Here is a 17,432-nt window from a genome sequence, read left to right as displayed (position 1 = left end):
GCATCGGCCCTGATCGTCATGACCTTCAGGTTAGGGCCACGTCCGGAGCAATCCAACTGGTCATTTTCGAAGCGGCGATTCGGAAATGGCGAAGACGGTTACCGACTACTTCGCGTCGGTCGTTCTGCTTCAATGATCGGGCAGGTTTGACCGAGCGAGGTCGCCGCCCGACCCAACTGAAACGTGCCCGACGTTCCTTTTTTGGAATCGTCGGGCACGGTCGCGATCAGTCCGGCTTCGGTACGCTAACAAGCACGCATTTGTCGTCGAACCTGCAGTCGACAGCGTGCGCTAAAGCTACCGTGCACCGCCTCGCGTCGAGACGACAACGTCGGGTCATGCCTTCGCATACGTCACGTCCACACGCCTCGTTTTGGGAATCTGGGTCACCATGATGGCGGCAATCACGGACGGAATCGCGAACACGTAGAAATTCCACTGATGTCCCAGGGTCGACCCGACGACCCATCCACCGATCATCGGTCCCAGCACCGAGCCGATCCGCCCCAGACCTTGGGCTGTGCCGATGGCCGAGCCTCGGCAGGATGCGGGGAAGTACGTAGCGATGTAGCCGTAGCCGAGCGTTGTCGATCCGATCGACCCCAGCCCTGCACCGAACACGGCAAGCATTAACCAGATGTAATCCGGTTTCTGGCTCATGACCAGCAACGAAATTGCGCAAACGGAAAAAAGGGCGATGAGTATCTTTCGGGATCCAAAACGATCGGCCAACCAGGCACCAAACAGATTGCCCGCGGCAGCACCGAATTGCATCACCAGAAGAAACTGCAGCGATGAGCCGAGCGGATACCCAGCCTTCCGCATCAACGTGGGAAGCCAGACATTCATTCCGTAGACAACAATCTGCCCGCAGAAACACACAACCGCGAACAGCAGCACCGCGGATCGCCAGTCTGACGACATCACAAGCTTGAAGCCGCGCCGTTCGCCTGAGACGGATTGAAGCTGACGTTGGTTGGCGTTATCGGCCAGGACACGATCGAAGTCGATCGAATAGCGGGTCGCCAGTTCTCGCGCTTCGTCCATTCGATTGCTGTCGACGAGAAAATTGACCGACTCCGGCAGGAAAAAGTACATGATGGGAAGGATGACAACGTACAACGCGCCGGCGGCATAGAGCACTCGCCAGCCGTGACTCTGCAACAGCGACATGGCCAGCAGCGCACACACTACGCCACCAATCGCATAGCCCGTCAGGGCGATTGCGCTATACAGCTGCCGGCGATTTCTCGGTGCGTACTCGATTGTCAGTGCCACCGACGACGGCACCACACTCCCCAACCCGACACCCGTGATGAAACGTGCGAAACCCAGTTGCGTCGGAGAATGGGCCGCCGCGCAGAGCAGCGATCCGATGGAAAACCACAGCACGCCGGCCATGATCAGTTTCCGACGGCCGATGCGATCGGACAAGGAACCGGCACCGAACAGGCCCAGCATCAGCCCGGCCAGTGTCCAGCTCCCGATCATTCCCGCCCCCGATGTGCTCAAGCCCCATCCGGGCTCCGCGAACAGGGACGACACCGTTGCGCCGTAGACGATGAGATCGTAGCCGTCGACAGCGATCGTTAGAAAGCACAAGACGACTACGAACAAGCTGCTGCGAGTCCGAATGGAAGAAGCGTTCACGTTGTCTCCTTTTTACTCACGAATTCCCGTTGACGACCGGGTTCTTTATCTCCTCGCCCACTATAGGGATGCGAAATTTATCGACCAAGTGACGGATTTCGAAGCGGCGCTTCGGCGGATTCGAATTACCTTTCGTGCGATCAGAAATGCCGTGCACGCGAGGCGTGCCAGGTTTACGGCAACGCACCCGTGGACAAATTCAGGCTTCTCCACTCGGCTGGAAGCAGCACGAATCGTCTTGTCAACGGTCGGGAAGACGTTGTCTCGATGGAACGGCCGTATTGAAGGGAACGCTTTATTCAGCGGTGTGGGGGATATTGCAGGGCAACTCGGGAAGCGGCATCGCACAAACGAAAAGCATGCGCATGCGCGACTCGCTCGACGCTCTCACGTCTGTCGACCATCGGAACTCCACGTAGTCGATGCAGCGCGCCGCGCCGCACGAATGTCGGAGCCGCATGTCATTGATACCGCAGCTAGCGGTCAGTGAACCGTGCAACGAACGCCCTCGTTGCTGCTGTCAGCGAATCGCCGCGCCTTGTTCCAATGCAGAGCCGGCGCAATGCCCATGGTTCGTCCAGCGCCACCAGCGTCACCTTGTTGAGGTCCTCGACCGGCAGCATGCTCTCGGGCTGAATCATCACGCCCAGGCCTGCCTTGACCAGGCTACGAGCTGCCTCGATCGTGCTGACCCGGAACTTCACATTCAACTCGCGTCCCAGCGCGGCGGCTGCATTTCGCAGCTGGGTCATCATCGAAGTTGTCGCTGAGATGCCAATCACGTTCTGCTCGAGGAGATCCCCTGTCTTTACGCTGGCGCGCTCTCCCAGGCTGTGCCCTTTCGGCACAACGGCAACGAGACGATCGGTACGATACTCGATGATCTCGAGCGCATCCCTGTCGATGTCGTCGGTTGCATAGAACATCGCCACATCGGCCTTGCCGGCCACGACGGCACCGACCACGTTGGTATTTGCATCCTCTTGCAACTCGATATCGACGAAGGGAAAGTCCCGTGTGAACTCGGCGATCTCCCGAGCCAGAAACTGGACGATGATCGTGCTGGTGGAACTGATAAAGATATGACCGCGCACGCCCTCGGTGAACTCGGCTACCTCCCGACGCATCACGTCGAGATTATCGAACAGCAAACGCACGTGACGAGCCAGCACTTCGCCGGCGGCGCTCGGCACCATGCCGGTTGGCAGTCGCTCGAATAGGTCAATACCGGCAATCTCTTCGAGATCCTGGATTCGCCTCGTCGCAGCTGACGGCGCGATGTTCTCCCTCACCGCTGCGCGACGCATCTGCTGCTCTTCCACGACGGTGAGAAACAACCTCAACGTGAAAAGGTCGACGCGTCTCGTCAGATTGTGGAGACTGAGCCCGGCCATGTCCTCTCCTCGGTCTTCTCGCTCGGCTGGATTGCTGAATTGAGCCATAGAGACTAAGCCGGGGGTGATCGGGCGTCAATTGGGAGTCGAAGAAGGGGCGACCGGGACAACCGCGGCGATATCGGTCATATCCCAAGGGCAGTCGAGAAGCTTGGGCCGCCTCGACGTCATGCGGGGCATGAGACGATTGGCGCGAGGCGGGCACGCGCCATCGGTTCGCCGGGTTCAGATCACGTTCATTTCCCGCAATTTCCCGATTTCATCGTCGTCCATGCCCAACCACTCGTGCAAGACATTCGTGTTGTGCTCGCCCAGGCGCGGCGGCGTCTTTGCTTCCGGTTCCGGAACATCCGACATCTTGACCGGATTTCCCGCCACCTGAATGGGACCCCATACCGGGTCATCGAGCGTCATGAGCATCCTTCGTGCAGCAACGTGCGGACATTCGAACAGGTCCGGCACGTCGTTCACGTTGGCGCAAGGCACGCCGCCCGCGCGGAGCTCGGCCAGCGCCGTTTCGCGTGACCGATCCGCCAGCCAAGCGTCGATCTCGACATTCAGATCGTCCAGATGCTGCTTGCGCAACATGCCGTCGGCAAATCTCGGGTCGTCCGGCAGATTCGGGCGGCCGATCACTTCCGCGAACCGCTTCCAGATGTGTTCGCCCAGTACCGCAATGACGATATACCCGTCTTTCGCACGATAGGTTCCGAACGGCGCAGTGACCGCGTGCACACCGGGAGGCGACGTCCGCTTCGTTGCGGAATACATCGCGACGGAGATTTCGTTCAGGATCAACGAGGCATCGTACATCGAGATATCGATTTTTTTGCCCTTGCCCGTCGTCTGCCGATGCAAGAGTGCAAGCACGACGCCGTAGAGCGCCAGAATCCCGCACTCGATATCGGCGAGCGAGAATCCCAGATAGGTTGGGCGGTCGTCGCTCCGCTCGGGACGATACATCAGCCCGCTCATCGCCTGTCCCACGATATCGAACGCCGGGAAGTCGCCGTACGGACTGGGCAGTATATCGTCGTGTCCGAACCCGGAAATAGCGCCGTAGATCAAACGCTGATTGATCTTGCTCAGGTCCGCATAACCGAGTCCCATCCGATCCATGACGTTCGGCCGCAGATTCTCGATCACGACATCGGCTTGCGCGGCGAGTTCGGTGAAGATGCGCCGGCCTTCCGGGTGTTTGAGATCGAGTGTGACACTCTTCTTGTTTCGATTCGCCCGCAGAAAAGCGAGGCCGCTCGGCTTTCCGTCCGCGCCCGGTTTGACCGGATTGGTGCTGCGGGAAAAATCACCGCCTTCGCGCGTCTCGATCTTGACGACTTCCGCGCCGGCATCCGCCAGCCACATCGAAGCAAAAGGCGCCGCGATGAAGTTTTCGACGGTGAGTACCCGAATGCCGGCCAGCGGTCGATCGGCACCGATCTTCGTTCCGACACGCGAATCATGAATTGCCTCCTCCATCACATCTCCTTTTCGATCATCTTTAGAATCCCGCACGCGCGCTCACCGAATCGCATCTCGATTGCGCAGCGCATCAATCTCATGTTGGGCAAACCCCCAGTCGAGCAACGCTTCGTCCGTATGCTCCCCGATCCGGGCAGGGGGCCGCTGGATGGCGCCTGGCGTGCGGCTGAAGCGCGGTGCCGGGCCGGGCTGTACTACGCCGGCCACCTCATGGAACGTTGCTCGGGCGACGTTGTGCGGATGCCGCGGTGCTTCCGTCAAAGACAGTACCGGCGCGATGCACACATTGGTCCCGGCCGCGAGGTCGCACCACTCGTCCCGGGTCTTCTGCCTGAATATCTCGGCAAAGCGTGCACGCAGCAGCGGCCATCCGTCCGTGTCGTGCTGTTTCGGAAGCACTTCATCGGCCACGCCGAGCAGGGTCAGCGTCTCGCGGTAGAAGCGTGGTTCGTTGGATGCGAGCGATACGTAGCGGCCATCGCACGTTTCATAGACCTGATACCAGGGCGCGCCTGAATCCAGCCGATTCGAGCCCCGCCGGTCGATCCATGCGTTGCCGGCATGCATGCCGTATATCAGTGTCATCAGCGACGCGGAGCCGTCGACCATTGCCGCGTCGACCACCTGCCCCTGTCCAGAGCTCCGGGCCTCGAGCATTGCACTGACGACCCCCAGTGCAAGATAAAGCGACCCGCCACCAAAATCTCCGACGAGATTGAGCGGTGGCACCGGGGGGCCGTTTTCGGAGCCGATGGAATGGAGTGCCCCGGTCAACCCAATGTAGTTGAGATCGTGGCCGGGTGCGTCTGCGAGGGGGCCGTCTTGCCCCCATCCCGTCATCCGGCCGTAGACGACCTTCGGATTGACTGCGAGACAGTCGTCAGGGCCAACGCCAAGCCGCTCCGCGACTCCGGGACGAAAACCCTCGATGACAGCGTCTGCTCCCTCGACGAGACGCAGGATCGCCTCGATAGCCGCCTCATTCTTCAGATCCATCGCGATCGAGCGGCGGCTACGGCGCAACAGGTCGAACCGGCTTTCCAGCGAAACACCGCTGTCCGACGGCACGATACGGTCGATTCGCAATACGTCGGCGCCGAGATCGGCGAGCAGCATTGCACAGAACGGCAGCGGCCCGATGCCGCCGACCTCGACCACCTTGAGACCCGCCAACGGGCCCTGGCCTTTGCAGCGTTGCAAGTTTGTCTCCGATTTTTTTGCGGGATTTCGTATCGCTACCCCGCCTCTTGTGTCCGAGACACTGTCTGCCTCGGAAAGCGTTGTGCCATGCGCGTCGGCAATTTGCCGGGCTTGCTAGTTGACGACCGGAGCCGACCAGCACGGTCAATCATAGGTGCGTCCGCCCCCTCGTTCAAATGCAGATTCGCGAAAGCGGAGTTGCAGTTTCGCGAACAAGGACATCGCACTGCAGGTCACGAGCATCTCGGTTGCCACATCCCGATCGATGGGCCAGTCAGGCAGTCACCTGCCATGTCACGGTGCGACGAAGGTCAGATTCGAAAATAAGCAACTCCTCATTCGAAAAACGTCACTCGAAATACCCCGTCTCCGTACCTACTATTGCCCAAGCAGATATACGGTGCGCGGAAGAGCTCATTTGCCTCTCGCCGCCAGGCATTCTCGATCCGCCAGTCGGATTCGCACGATTCGCAATGTCGTGCGTACCCGACCGACAGGCGAGCTCGAGCGAACTTCTCCATGATTTGAAGGCAATTTCGATGAGCAGTCTTGAAGGGAAAGTAGCCATCGTCACCGGTGGCACAGGCGGGATTGGCAAAGGCATCGCATTGCAGCTCGCATCGCGCGGCGCAACGGTCGTGATCAGTGGGCGAAACGCAGCAAAGGCAGAGGCGGTCCTTGCCGAGCTCCGGCTGGCCGGGGGCATTGCAGATTTTCTGTCCGGTGACGTGCGATCGAAAGCCGATATGGACGCGTTGGCCGCGGAGACTGCCCGCCGCCACGGCGGCATCGACATCGTCGTCGCCAATGCCGGCGGCAATGATGACGAGGCGCGGTCTCCCAAGGTTCGTGGCGCATTCGCCGAGATCGATCTCGCACGTGTTGCGGCGCTGGTTGCCGAGAATACGGCCGCCAAGCTCTTTCCGGTGCAAGCTGCGTTGCCGTACATGCGCCCTCGTGGCGGTGGCAGCGTGATCTTCGTGACGTCGGAAGGCGGCCGGGTGCCCACTCCGGGTCAAACGGCCGTCTCGACATTTGCCGGCGGCCTGATTCGCGCAAGCAAAGTCATCGCCAAGGAACTGGCGCGCGACAAGATCCGGGTCAACTGTGTTTGCGTGACGGTCGTGCGCGACAGCCCGTCGTGGGAAGCCGTGTTCGGTGCCGATAGCAAGGTATCGGAACAGCACCGCAAACAATACGAAAAGGTCGTCGCCGGCTGCCCGCTCGGCGTTGCAGCGCCGACGGATATCGGTCAGGTCGTCGCGTTCCTCGCATCGAACGAGTCGGCCTACCTGACAGGTGCAACGCTGAGTCCGACGGGCGGGCTGACCATTCATTAATCGTGCCACGGGTCGTGCCTGAGCTCACCGCGCCGGTATCGGAACACTGACGCCTCGCGCAAGAGCTGCAGCGCACACGCCGGCTTATGCACCAGCATTCGGAGAACTCTCATGCGTGGCATAGTCTTTCAGGGAAATTGCAAGGTCGATGTACTCAACTTCGACGATCCTGTTCCGGAATACGGAGAAGCAGTCATCGAAATGAAGGCTTCCGGCATGTGCGGGACCGACCTTCACTATTACCGCCACGGTATGGCGGAGTCGTTGAGCATGCTCGGCATGCGCGGCCGGATGGAATCCGAACAGGTCATCGGCGGTCATGAACCTTGCGGCGTCGTGGCCGCGGTCGGCCCGGGCGTAGATCCCACAACGTTTCGGGTCGGCGACCGGGTCATGGTCTTTCATTACGCGGGTTGCAGCTGCTGCGACCACTGCCGGACAGGCTGGACCCAACTATGCGATCGCGGCGCGCGCATCTACGGCGTGCTAAGTCACGGCGGGCATGCGAACTACATGAAGGTACCGGTATCGTCCCTAGTACATCTGCCGCAGGAAGTGTCGTTCAAGGGAGGTGCGGCCATCGCGTGCGGCACCGGCACGGCATACGGCGCGCTGTTGCGTCTGGATATCAGCGCGCGTGACACGCTTGCCGTCTATGGCCTTGGTCCTGTCGGCCTCTCCACGGCTCAACTCGCCGCCGCAATGGGTATCGAGGTGATTGGCATCGACATCAATCCGAGTCGCGTCGAGCGCTCGAAAGCATTCGGCGTCACGCATGGCATCGACGCCAGCAAAGTCGACCCGGTCGAGGAGATCCATAAGCTGACTGGCGGAAAAGGCGTGTCCTGTGCAGTCGAATGTGCCGGCGGCGAATTGCCACGCGCACAGGCGATTCGCAGCACGAAAGTATGGGGGCGTGTCGTTCTCGTTGCGGTCGGCGGGAACCTGACCATCGATGCGATGAAGGACCTGATCGGCAAGCAAAGGACGCTGATTGGCTCCTTTACCTTCTCTGAAGTCGGCATGAAGGACTGTGCCCGCTTCATAGCCGATCGCGGTGTCGAAGTAGACAAGCTCTTTACCGAAGAGTGGCGTCTCGAGCAAGCCGGTGAAGCCTACGCACACTTCAACCAACAAACGAGTGGCAAGGGCGTCGTCGTATTTTGACGGCACGCACACCCGTGCTGTCCGGAATTTGGAAAGCGCCGTCGATGACGGCTCTGGAGAATCAGATGACCAAGAGAACGATCGACCTCAAGCATCCTCGAGAGTTCTACATCGGTGGACAATGGGTGGAACCATCCACCGCCGAAACGTTCGATGTCCTCGACTGCGCGACGGAAGAAGTCGTGGCAACCGTGGCAAAAGCCGCGTCCGCCGACATGCAGCGTGCAATCACTGCGGCTCGTGACGCATTCGACAATGGCCCGTGGCCTCGAATGACGCCGCAGGAACGCGCGGTTTATCTCGAGAAGTTCGCCGAACGGCTGGAGGCGCTGAACGACGATTTTGCGCGCATCTGGTCGATCGAGACCGGGATCGTGTACAAGATCGCCCAGCCTCGAATCGGGCTGTTCATCAGCGGCGCATTTCGCCAGTATGCGGCAATGGCATCGACCTTTCCGTTCATCGAGGAACACCGGTCGGTTACCGGCAATCTCGGCTATCGCGTCTACGAGCCGGTCGGCGTCGTCGGGGAAATCATTCCGTGGAACGGTCCTGCCGGGTTGATGGCGTACAAGACTGCACCCGCACTGCTCGCGGGTTGCACGCTGGTGATCAAGTCGTCTCCGGAGGCACCCTGCTCTGCCTACGTGTTCGCCGAGATCTGTGAAGAAATCGGTTTGCCGCCTGGTGTGATCAATGTTGTGACGGCTGACCGGGACGTATCCGAGGAGTTGGTCCGCCATCCCGGCGTCGACAAGATCACGTTCACGGGTTCGACGGGCGCGGGTCGCCGGATCGCGTCCATCGCCGGTGATCGAGTCGCGCGCGTCACGCTCGAACTCGGCGGCAAATCTCCCGCCGTCATTCTTGATGATTTCGATGTCGAAGCTGCGGCAAACATACTCGGGCCATCCTATTTCGGCTACAACACCGGGCAGATCTGCCACAGCCTGACGCGAGTGATCGTTCCTCGTGCGAAACACAACGCGATGGTCGAAGCGTTGTCGAACATCGCCAGACAGATTGTGGTCGGCGATCCTTTCGCGCCAGAGACGACCTCCGGCCCGCTCGCGAGCGCGCGGCAGCGAGAGACCGTCGAGCGATTCGTCGCGAAGGGCATCGCGGAAGGCGCAACGTTGGCAGCCGGCGGCAAACGGCCACCCGAACTGCAGCGCGGGTTCTTCTTCGAGCCGACGGTGTTTGGCAACGTCGACAATCGTTCGACGATCGCGCAGGAAGAGATCTTCGGGCCGGTGTTGAGCGTCATTCCCGCCGACGACGAAGCCAGCGCGATACAGATGGCGAACGATACCCCATTCGGACTGAATGCAGCGGTCTTCACGAACGATAGCGCCCGTGCCCTGCACGTGGCACGACAGATCCGCTCGGGGACGGTCGGTCACAATGGCCCGCGCACCGATTTCTCGATCGGCTTCGGCGGATTCAAGCAATCCGGCATCGGGCGTGAAGGCGGTGTAGAAGGACTGACAGCCTTCATGGAATCGAAGACCATCGTCATGGCTTGACGATCCGGCTTTTCCGGCGCGGTTCGCTCATCGACACGGGTAACAGAGTCGATTGGTAACGCGGTTCTCTGATTTCGCGTAGCGGATCGACCGTGTCTCTCCCGACACGCCCGTCCGACTCAACGATGCGCCGACAGAATGTCGGCGCTTCATTTTCGCCAAACATGTACGCATACGTTGACGTTCCATGCAGCGCCCAAACGCGCCGCGTGAATCCGTATGCGCGGGCAACCGCCCTCCCCCTCGTTCAATCGATGCAAGCCGGGAATTCACAACTCGTCGCGATTCGCGAGGCCGCTCGGCAACTGGCCGTGACGCCCCGCACACTGAAGTATTACGAGGAACTCGGCCTTGTGATTCCAGCCAGGAGCAACGAGCTGAACGACGATCTCGAGTACTTGCGGCGACGACTCGCTGGCACACCCGCGGAAGTCCTCGAAGGTGAACGTCTTTCCGCTCGCGAGCGCCGTTCTGCCTCGTTCGGGTCTGGAAACGGAGAATCGTGATCATGGCATTCTCCCGTGCGCGGTCGCTTACGTACCGCCATCTTCGCAATGACCTTTTTCCCTGGGCCGTCGCGTTGTCGGTCGGACTCGACTACTTCGACAACACAGCTTTCTCGTTCTTCAGTAGCTATGTGGCCGGTGGGATCAACGTGCCGCCGGACGAACTGGTGTGGTCGTCGTCTGCGTATGCTGTCGCATCGGTACTGGGCATTCTTCAACAGCAATGGCTGATCGAGCGAATCGGGTTCCGCCGATACCTCAGTGGCTGCCTGATGATGTTCGCGATCGGCTCGCTGGCGGCGTCGCTCAGCGTTACATCATTTCAACTGGCGATGGCACGAGGCTTTCAGGCCTATTTCATAGGGCCGATGCTGGGTACGTGTCGGATTCTCCTGCAGACTGGCTTCTCGCCCAAGAATCGCCCGCCAGCGACGCGCCTGTTCCTGACGATCATCCTGTTGGCGAGCGCTCTTGCTCCGCTGGTCGGTGGCGTGCTCATTGCGAACTTTGGCTGGCATGCGCTCTTTCTCTGCACGACAGTCGCCGGACTCGCACTGGCCGTATTTGCGTTCCTGGTCGTCCCGCATATCGGCAAGCGCCAGCCGGCACTGCGCAGCGATACGCATCTCTGGCCCTACCTGATTTTCGCACTCGCCCTCGGTGCGCTGCAGATCGTCGCTCAGCAGATCCGCTTCGAGCTGTTCAGTACGTCGCCGATACTGTTGCTCCTTACCGCGATGGGCCTGCTTGCGCTCGGTTGGGTTGCCTGGCAGCAATGGAACCACCCCAAACCGCTCATTCGGTTGAATGCACTGCGAGAAGGCCCCTTCAGAATCGCCATCATTCTCTACGCGTTCTACTACTACATCACGAATGCAATCGGCTATCTGATTTCACGATTGCTCGAAGGCGGGCTCGGATACCCGGTGGAGAATGCGGGTCGAATCGTCGGATTCACATCCCTGTCGTCGATCACCGTGGCGTTCATGTATTTCCGATACGCGAAGTTCGTTACACGCAAAAAACTGTTGATCGTTCCAGGATTTTTGATGGCTACCTTCATCGCCGTGTGGTTTATCCACCTCCCCCCCGATGTGAGCGTACCATGGCTCCTGGCACCGTTGATCGTACGCGGCTTCCTGTTGATGTTCATCGCTCTGCCGAACGGAAACGTGGCGTTCCAGATCTTCCCCGATCACGAGTTTACGCACGGCTACCGACTGAAGAATATCGTCAAGCAGCTCGCATACTCGCTCTCGACCGCATCCATCATTATCCTCGATCAGCATCGCCTCGCACTCCATCAAACCAGGCTGATCGAGTTTGCGACCCCTTACAACCCGATCTTTGAGAACGCGCTGCAGTCGACGACTCGCGAGTTCGTCGAGCGGGGCATGAGCTCCGCACAGGCCGAAGGTTTGGCCCTCGGAGAATTCGCCCAAATGGTCGCTCATCAAGCGAGCTTCATGAGCGTCCTAGACTGCTTCTATGTGATTGCGATCATTTCCCTGGCTGGCGCCGTCATTGCACTCGTTCAGAAGCAGATAAAGTGACACGAGCGTCATCACAGTACGGAACGTTACGGGTGTCGAGATTGACGCAACTGCCCGCTGCGTCGAACTTATAGGGATGCTCAGTGATCACCATGGGCGACACCGATCTATCCGAATCCCAAGCCGAGAACGCGGGATCCGAGTGCATCGGTTGCTCACGGTGTCGAATCGGTGGCGAATGGTCACGTAATGCGGAAGCGGTGCAATCATGACGATTTCGATGAAAGAGGAAACCCGCCCTTCGTGCTCGACGGGAAGGACTCACACATGGACGAGTGCTGACGGTCTCCGGCTCGCCGGCGAATCGTGGGGCAACCCGCTCGGCACGCCCGTCATCTTGCTGCACAGCAGCGGGCAAACGCGCCATGCGTGGAGCGGAATCGGCCGCGCGCTCGGTGCGGCCGGCTTTCATGCCGTTGCCTTTGACGCACGAGGCCATGGTGAATCGGATTGGTCGCCGACTGGCAACTACAGTCAGATCGCGATGGTCCGCGATCTCGAACGCGTCGCGACCATCTTCGATGGCCGACGACCGATGCTCGTCGGCGCCGGCCTGGGAGGTGGCACGAGCTTGCTCGCAGTCGGGGAAGGCTTTCTTGATGCAGTCGCACTGGTGCTCGTCAACATTGCGCCTTGCGTCGAACCGCACGGTGTCGTACGTCTGCAGTCGCTAATGCGACGGCCGGATGGGTTCGAATCTCCCGACGAAGCCGTCGACGCGATCCGGCGATATCGCCGACATCCGAAAAATGCGTTCGTTTCAAGCAACGTGGGCCGCAGCCTGCGTCATGACGGCGATGGAAGATATCGCTGGAATTGGGATCCTTATTTTCTCGCGTGGCCTCGTGATCTGGATCGACGCCACGCACGCTATTCTGCCTGCGCACGAAGGCTCAAGCTGCCGACGTTGCTGGTGCGCGGCAGCAATTCCGACATCGTCAGCGAAGCCGGTGTGCACGAGTTCCTCAAACTGTGCCCCCATGCGGAGTACGTCAACGTTGCTGACGCCGGGCACATGGTGGCGGGTGATCGCAACGATGTCTTCGGAAAGGCCGCAGCTCAGTTCCTCGCTCGCCACATCCGCCCTGTATAGAACTGTCGGGTTGTCACCAAATCTGCTCAGCAGGTCGAACTGCCACATGCGGCAAAAATCGAGCGAAGCGAACGCGTCGCTGTTCAGACCCTCCGCATCACGTCCGTTGTGGCCGCCCGGGTGGAGCGAAATCCATCGACATCGCGAAATGTTCTGCATCGTGGCGCGATGTGCAGCCATGGCGCGTGGTGGTGACATCCCGCGAGACGATCTATCAGTGCCGCGCTGCACTCGTCGACCATGCTGCGCGGCATACCGAGATGGATTCCGATGTCCGGTAAATATGCGCGGCACGTAAATCGCGAAGATGATAGATGATGGATCGTTTCGACGTCTGCCGGAGTCCGTTCATCCAACCACAAGCGATCGATGAGCTTGTGCATGGTGTGTTTCTCCTTCCATTGATCGCTATCGGCGTTCGACTCAATCCGCCACGTCGCCCTTGGCCGCGTCATTCAGCTACCCGGATGGGCTTCTCGTGCGAGACGCTGGCGATGATCGGGGTGTGCGACTGCAATCATCTTCGGAATACGCTGGGCGAGCGACAGGCCACGCAAATCAGCAATCCCGTATTCGGTAACAATCACGCATGCGTCACTTCTCGGTATCGTGACCGGCCCCGACAATCGCGTCACGATCCGGCTATGCCGCCCCGCGGTTGACGGCAGCGCAACGATAGGAACGCCTCCATGGCTGAGCTGTGCCGCACGCAGGAAATCGCCGACACCGCCGACGGCGCCAACATACGTGTCGCCAACCACCTCTGCGTTGATCTGCCCGGTCAGGTCCACCTCCACTGCCGAATTGATCGCGACGAACCGGTCGATCCGGCGAAGCACCTCCGGGTTATGCGTGTATTCGGTACCGCGCAACTCGAGCGCGGGATTGCAATGCGCAAAGCGACGCACACGTGCAGAACCGATGATGACACCACCGATGATAACCCCCGTGTCGATCGCCTTCTTCGCGTTCGTGACGACACCTGCTTCGCAGAGCATTGCAACCCCGTCCCCGATACTTCCCGAATGCACGCCGAGGTCGCGTTTGCCCCGCAGTTCCGCCATCACTGCATCGGGAATCGAGCCGATGCCTGTTTGCAGCGTCGCGCCGTCCTCGACGAGCGATGCGACATGCCGACCGATTGCCTGCTCGACCTGCCCAGGCTCTGTCACAGGAACTTCGGGGAACACCGCGTCGGAAGCCACCACCAATTCGATATCGTCGGCGCGGAAATACGGCCCACCGTGAGTCCACGGAACGTCCGGATGCACCTCGGCGACAATCGCGCGCGCGTGCTTCACCGCCTCGACCAGATACTCGCGAGCAAGACCGAGGCTGTAGCGTCCCTGTTCGTCCGGTGGCGAAACTTGCAGCATCACGACATCTATCCGCAACCCGCCGGCACGGATCAACCCGGGCAGCTGTGAGTAATGCACGGGAAGAATGTCGAGCACGCCTGCGCGGGCTAGCTTTCGGTTCGATCCGCTCCCGCAATAGGCGAGAAAGTCAAACGCGTCGGCATGCTCGGGGGCAAGCACGTCGGCAAGGCCGATACCGAGGAAGATGCGGATCCGCTTCAGGTGGTCGCGCTGGGCGACGAGCGCGCGCATCAGCGTTACGGGTTCGGCGTGAGATTGACCCCACATCACGGTGTCGCCAGGTCGAATGATTGTGGAGAGAACTTCGCAGCGGTCAGCCGTGGCGGCATCGTTCGAAGATCCCGGAATCGAGGGTTCAGCGTGGTTCATGCGCGGACGAAATCGAAAGTCACGGAGATCCTGATCCGACGCTGCTCACTGCGTTCGAAACGGTCTATGTGGAATGGGGTAGTCGGCACGCCACCGCGGCATGCAACATGCTTCTGCGCGCAAGCAAATTGGGCCGTCGGGTTCGCTACAGCAAGAGTCGAGAGCAGCTGTGGCGGTAAAGGCGTTCTGCATCGATTGCAGCACTGCCATCGGGGCGCGTCAACGCGGTCTCGGTCCGCGTTCCGTACTTTGGTGTGCGTTGTATTGAACCCGCCTGGCGACCACCGACACTGCCGTCGTCGTTTCAGTGAAAATCGGTCGCGGCCGCGCGCAATGCAATATCCGTCCAGACACCACTCTCGGCCAACTCGGTGATCAGTTCGACAATGATTCGCCGCACCGCCAACGTCGCCGAAACGACAGGCGCCGTGTTCGACCAGCAAAGGCTGACCGGGCGCCGGATCTCAGGATGCACGATACGCTGCATTTTCGGCCGGTTCGTGACATCGCGCGACGCCAGCACGGATGCAGGCAGGATCGTACATGCCGCCCCCGAATGAGCGATTGACAACAGCGTGGGCAACGAGTCGATATCCGCCGCGATGTCCAACGGAATACCTTCGCGAGCGAACGTTCGTTCGAGCATAAGCCGCAATCCGTTCGCCGCGCTCGGCGAGACGACAGGTACGCAAGCGCGGTCCGACCGCGCCGCCCGGCTCGCCGAGCAAGTACAGATCCCCGTCGAACAACGGCATCGCGGTAATGCCGGCTGTATTGGATTCGCGGAACAGGATCGCCGGATCCAGGCGCCCGTTTGTCAGGAGCTCGTTGATGTACCCGCTGATGCTCTCGAAGAATTGCAGCCGAATACCCGAAAAGCGCGCCCTGACGCGTTTGAAGACCGGGGCCGCAAGCAAGAGGGCCATCGTCGTCGGCAAGCCCATCGCGACCGTGCCAGCCTCCCCGCCCGCGTCTGCCCTTACCTCTTGCCGCAACTGATCCATTTGCCGGAGAACGAGACGCGCATGCCGATACAGTGCCTGTCCTGCCGGAGTCGGCTTGACACCCTGCGGACTGCGCACGAGCAGTTCAACTGCCGAGATCATCCTCGATCTTCGCAACTTGCTGGCTCAGTGATGGCTGTGCGACGTACAGGGTCGGGATTCCGCGCAAATCAACACTTCGAAGCGAGCTATGCGCTCGTGTGGGACTTGCAACCGCACGTCCGTACGCGGCTAGCCGCACACGAGTATCCGCGCGAGGTGCGCTTCGCCGCGGAATTGCCAATGACCGCGACGGGCAAGGTCATCCGCAGGACCTTGCGCGCCGACTTCACGCGGAAGCCCCGAGCCGAATCAAAAGCCTAGACCCGCGACGAATCTCCAGTGACCATTCGTCGACGCGAGTTCCATCACCTCGGCCAGCTCGGATCCATCGAGCGACTTGTGCGCGACGGTGCCCGTCGAATATCACTCGACGCTGCTCCAACTCACATATTCCATCATCGCCACGCTCGGTCATGGATTGCCCGAGCGTCGGTCTGAATAGTGAGGCCGGCCTCGCGCACGTCAGCCTTCGGGTACAGACGCCTCGGTCAAGGTTTTGTGAATGATCGCAAGGTGTTGGGAAAGACCCAGACACTTGGTGCCGTGCGCAATTCTCTCAGCCCACGCGTCGCTATTCACGATCAAGAATTGGAAGCAGTGACGCGGAATCCTGCGGCAAGGTAGTAGTCGTTTGGGCGTCAAACCACCATTGAAAATTGAAAGAGCACTCGCGGAGCAACCGGAGTTCTCGCGGCGGCCAAGCCTCAGCCGAGCGTATCCCGATTACGCAACGTCGCTTTACGCGTCGGCCTAGAGGGACGCAACATCGCTGTGATCGCATTTCGGTTTTGTACGCTGTGTCAGGATACCTACCCTTCCGCGCTTGCGTTGCCTAGTAAGCGTTTGGCGCTGGATTGAGCTTCCGCATCTCTTCTTAAACGCAAATTCGATTGACTTATAGCTCGATCGGCACTTTGTCGCTGACTACGGAAACCCGCGCTTCCTGCCAGCCACCCGCTAAGACAAACGCGCCCCGCGGTCAGGCGATGTGAACTTGCGTGTGTTAATTCGAGAACGCGTATGAGACTGCGTGACCAGATGGTCCTCCGGAAACTGCGCACCGGTCCTGCCAGTTGCCCCGGATCTGCCAACGGACTAGGACGCTGCCGGTTCAATTTGAGGACAGAAGGTCTCCGCGCCACACGCTCGCGACACCCCTGCGTCATTGGCGAAGCTCGTGCAACACATCAATGACTCACGGAAATCACTAGACCGCCCGCCAGAACCTTATAGGCGAGTGCGCTACGCCGATCCTGTACCCTATCTGGTAGATTTATCAGCGTCCAGATGCGCCAGCCGATCCTGTATGCCTGTCTGGAGTAGATATGTGGTAGATAGCGCACCCAAGCACGCTCGCCCGACGAGAATGCGCCGACCCATCGCGATGGCAGTGTGGATCGTCGCCGAACACTCGCGAAGCGCGACGACCACCACCGGATCGAACCAGTCGCACTTACGCTGCTGTTTCCCTCCCAAACCCTCCGAGTGCGACGACTGACCTGAGGAGAGTCGACGCGCCACCACGATCACAGTGTCGGTTCGGAGGATCGGCGTCAGCACTCCGGCTACGCTTGCTCCCGGTCTCTGTACCCGACAAGTACACCGAATACCCAAAGCATGCGCAATCACGGCGCCCACCGCGGCTTGAACAACGTAGGGCCGCAACT

10 protein-coding genes and 3 pseudogenes are annotated in these 17,432 nt (G+C 60.2%); 7 read left to right on the top strand and 6 right to left on the bottom strand.

Annotated features, from left to right (window positions below):
- Positions 1-336 precede the first annotated feature (336 nt).
- The 4 genes from ACFSNN_RS37695 to ACFSNN_RS37680 all read right to left on the bottom strand — a co-directional run bounded on the left by ACFSNN_RS37695 (position 337) and on the right by ACFSNN_RS37680 (position 5,726).
- Complete coding sequence (locus ACFSNN_RS37695; protein WP_134458470.1) at positions 337-1,650, bottom strand: MFS transporter; 1,314 nt, start codon at positions 1,648-1,650, stop codon at positions 337-339.
- Between the two features lie 476 nt (positions 1,651-2,126).
- The gene (locus tag ACFSNN_RS37690; RefSeq protein ID WP_134458468.1) at positions 2,127-3,044 is read right to left on the bottom strand and encodes a LysR family transcriptional regulator; all 918 of its coding nucleotides are present in this window, start codon (positions 3,042-3,044) and stop codon (positions 2,127-2,129) included.
- Positions 3,045-3,269: 225 nt separating this feature from the next.
- On the bottom strand, positions 3,270-4,523 hold the full coding sequence (locus tag ACFSNN_RS37685) for a CaiB/BaiF CoA transferase family protein (protein ID WP_134458466.1): 1,254 nt from the start codon (positions 4,521-4,523) through the stop codon (positions 3,270-3,272).
- Positions 4,524-4,565: 42 nt separating this feature from the next.
- Entirely contained in the window at positions 4,566-5,726 is a 1,161-nt protein-coding gene (locus ACFSNN_RS37680) for a CaiB/BaiF CoA transferase family protein (protein WP_134458464.1), read from the bottom strand.
- Positions 5,727-6,199: 473 nt separating this feature from the next.
- On the opposite strand from ACFSNN_RS37680, the gene ACFSNN_RS37675 reads away from it, so the two are divergent.
- The 6 genes and pseudogenes from ACFSNN_RS37675 to ACFSNN_RS37650 all read left to right on the top strand — a co-directional run bounded on the left by ACFSNN_RS37675 (position 6,200) and on the right by ACFSNN_RS37650 (position 12,911).
- Entirely contained in the window at positions 6,200-7,066 is an 867-nt protein-coding gene (locus ACFSNN_RS37675) for an SDR family NAD(P)-dependent oxidoreductase (protein ID WP_377747345.1), read from the top strand.
- A 111-nt stretch (positions 7,067-7,177) separates the two neighbouring features.
- On the top strand, positions 7,178-8,233 hold the full coding sequence (locus ACFSNN_RS37670; protein ID WP_134458462.1) for a zinc-dependent alcohol dehydrogenase family protein: 1,056 nt from the start codon (positions 7,178-7,180) through the stop codon (positions 8,231-8,233).
- Positions 8,234-8,298: 65 nt separating this feature from the next.
- On the top strand, positions 8,299-9,759 hold the full coding sequence (locus tag ACFSNN_RS37665; RefSeq protein ID WP_134458460.1) for an aldehyde dehydrogenase: 1,461 nt from the start codon (positions 8,299-8,301) through the stop codon (positions 9,757-9,759).
- A 254-nt stretch (positions 9,760-10,013) separates the two neighbouring features.
- Positions 10,014-10,130, top strand: a pseudogene (locus ACFSNN_RS37660) (MerR family DNA-binding transcriptional regulator); the annotation flags it as partial.
- 137 nt (positions 10,131-10,267) lie between these two features.
- The gene (locus tag ACFSNN_RS37655) at positions 10,268-11,818 is read left to right on the top strand and encodes an MFS transporter (RefSeq protein ID WP_134458456.1); all 1,551 of its coding nucleotides are present in this window, start codon (positions 10,268-10,270) and stop codon (positions 11,816-11,818) included.
- Between the two features lie 208 nt (positions 11,819-12,026).
- A complete protein-coding gene (locus ACFSNN_RS37650; RefSeq protein WP_134458454.1) occupies positions 12,027-12,911 on the top strand; it encodes an alpha/beta fold hydrolase in 885 nt (294 codons plus the stop codon).
- A 455-nt stretch (positions 12,912-13,366) separates the two neighbouring features.
- Here the strand turns inward: ACFSNN_RS37650 and ACFSNN_RS37645 are convergent, their stop codons facing one another.
- Both ACFSNN_RS37645 and ACFSNN_RS37640 read right to left on the bottom strand, forming a co-directional pair.
- Positions 13,367-14,659: an acetyl-CoA hydrolase/transferase family protein gene (locus ACFSNN_RS37645; protein ID WP_134458452.1), complete on the bottom strand. Its 1,293-nt coding sequence runs from the start codon at positions 14,657-14,659 to the stop codon at positions 13,367-13,369.
- 304 nt (positions 14,660-14,963) lie between these two features.
- Positions 14,964-15,814, bottom strand: a pseudogene (locus tag ACFSNN_RS37640) (LysR substrate-binding domain-containing protein); the annotation flags it as partial.
- Positions 15,815-15,843: 29 nt separating this feature from the next.
- Here ACFSNN_RS37640 and ACFSNN_RS37635 point away from each other — a divergent pair.
- Positions 15,844-16,026 (top strand): annotated as a pseudogene (locus ACFSNN_RS37635) (AMP-binding enzyme); the annotation flags it as partial.
- Between the last annotated feature and the right edge of the window lie 1,406 nt (positions 16,027-17,432).

Source organism: Paraburkholderia dipogonis (genome assembly GCF_042680985.1).
GTDB lineage: Bacteria > Pseudomonadota > Gammaproteobacteria > Burkholderiales > Burkholderiaceae > Paraburkholderia > Paraburkholderia phytofirmans.
This window is presented reverse-complemented; position numbering and strand designations above follow the sequence as displayed.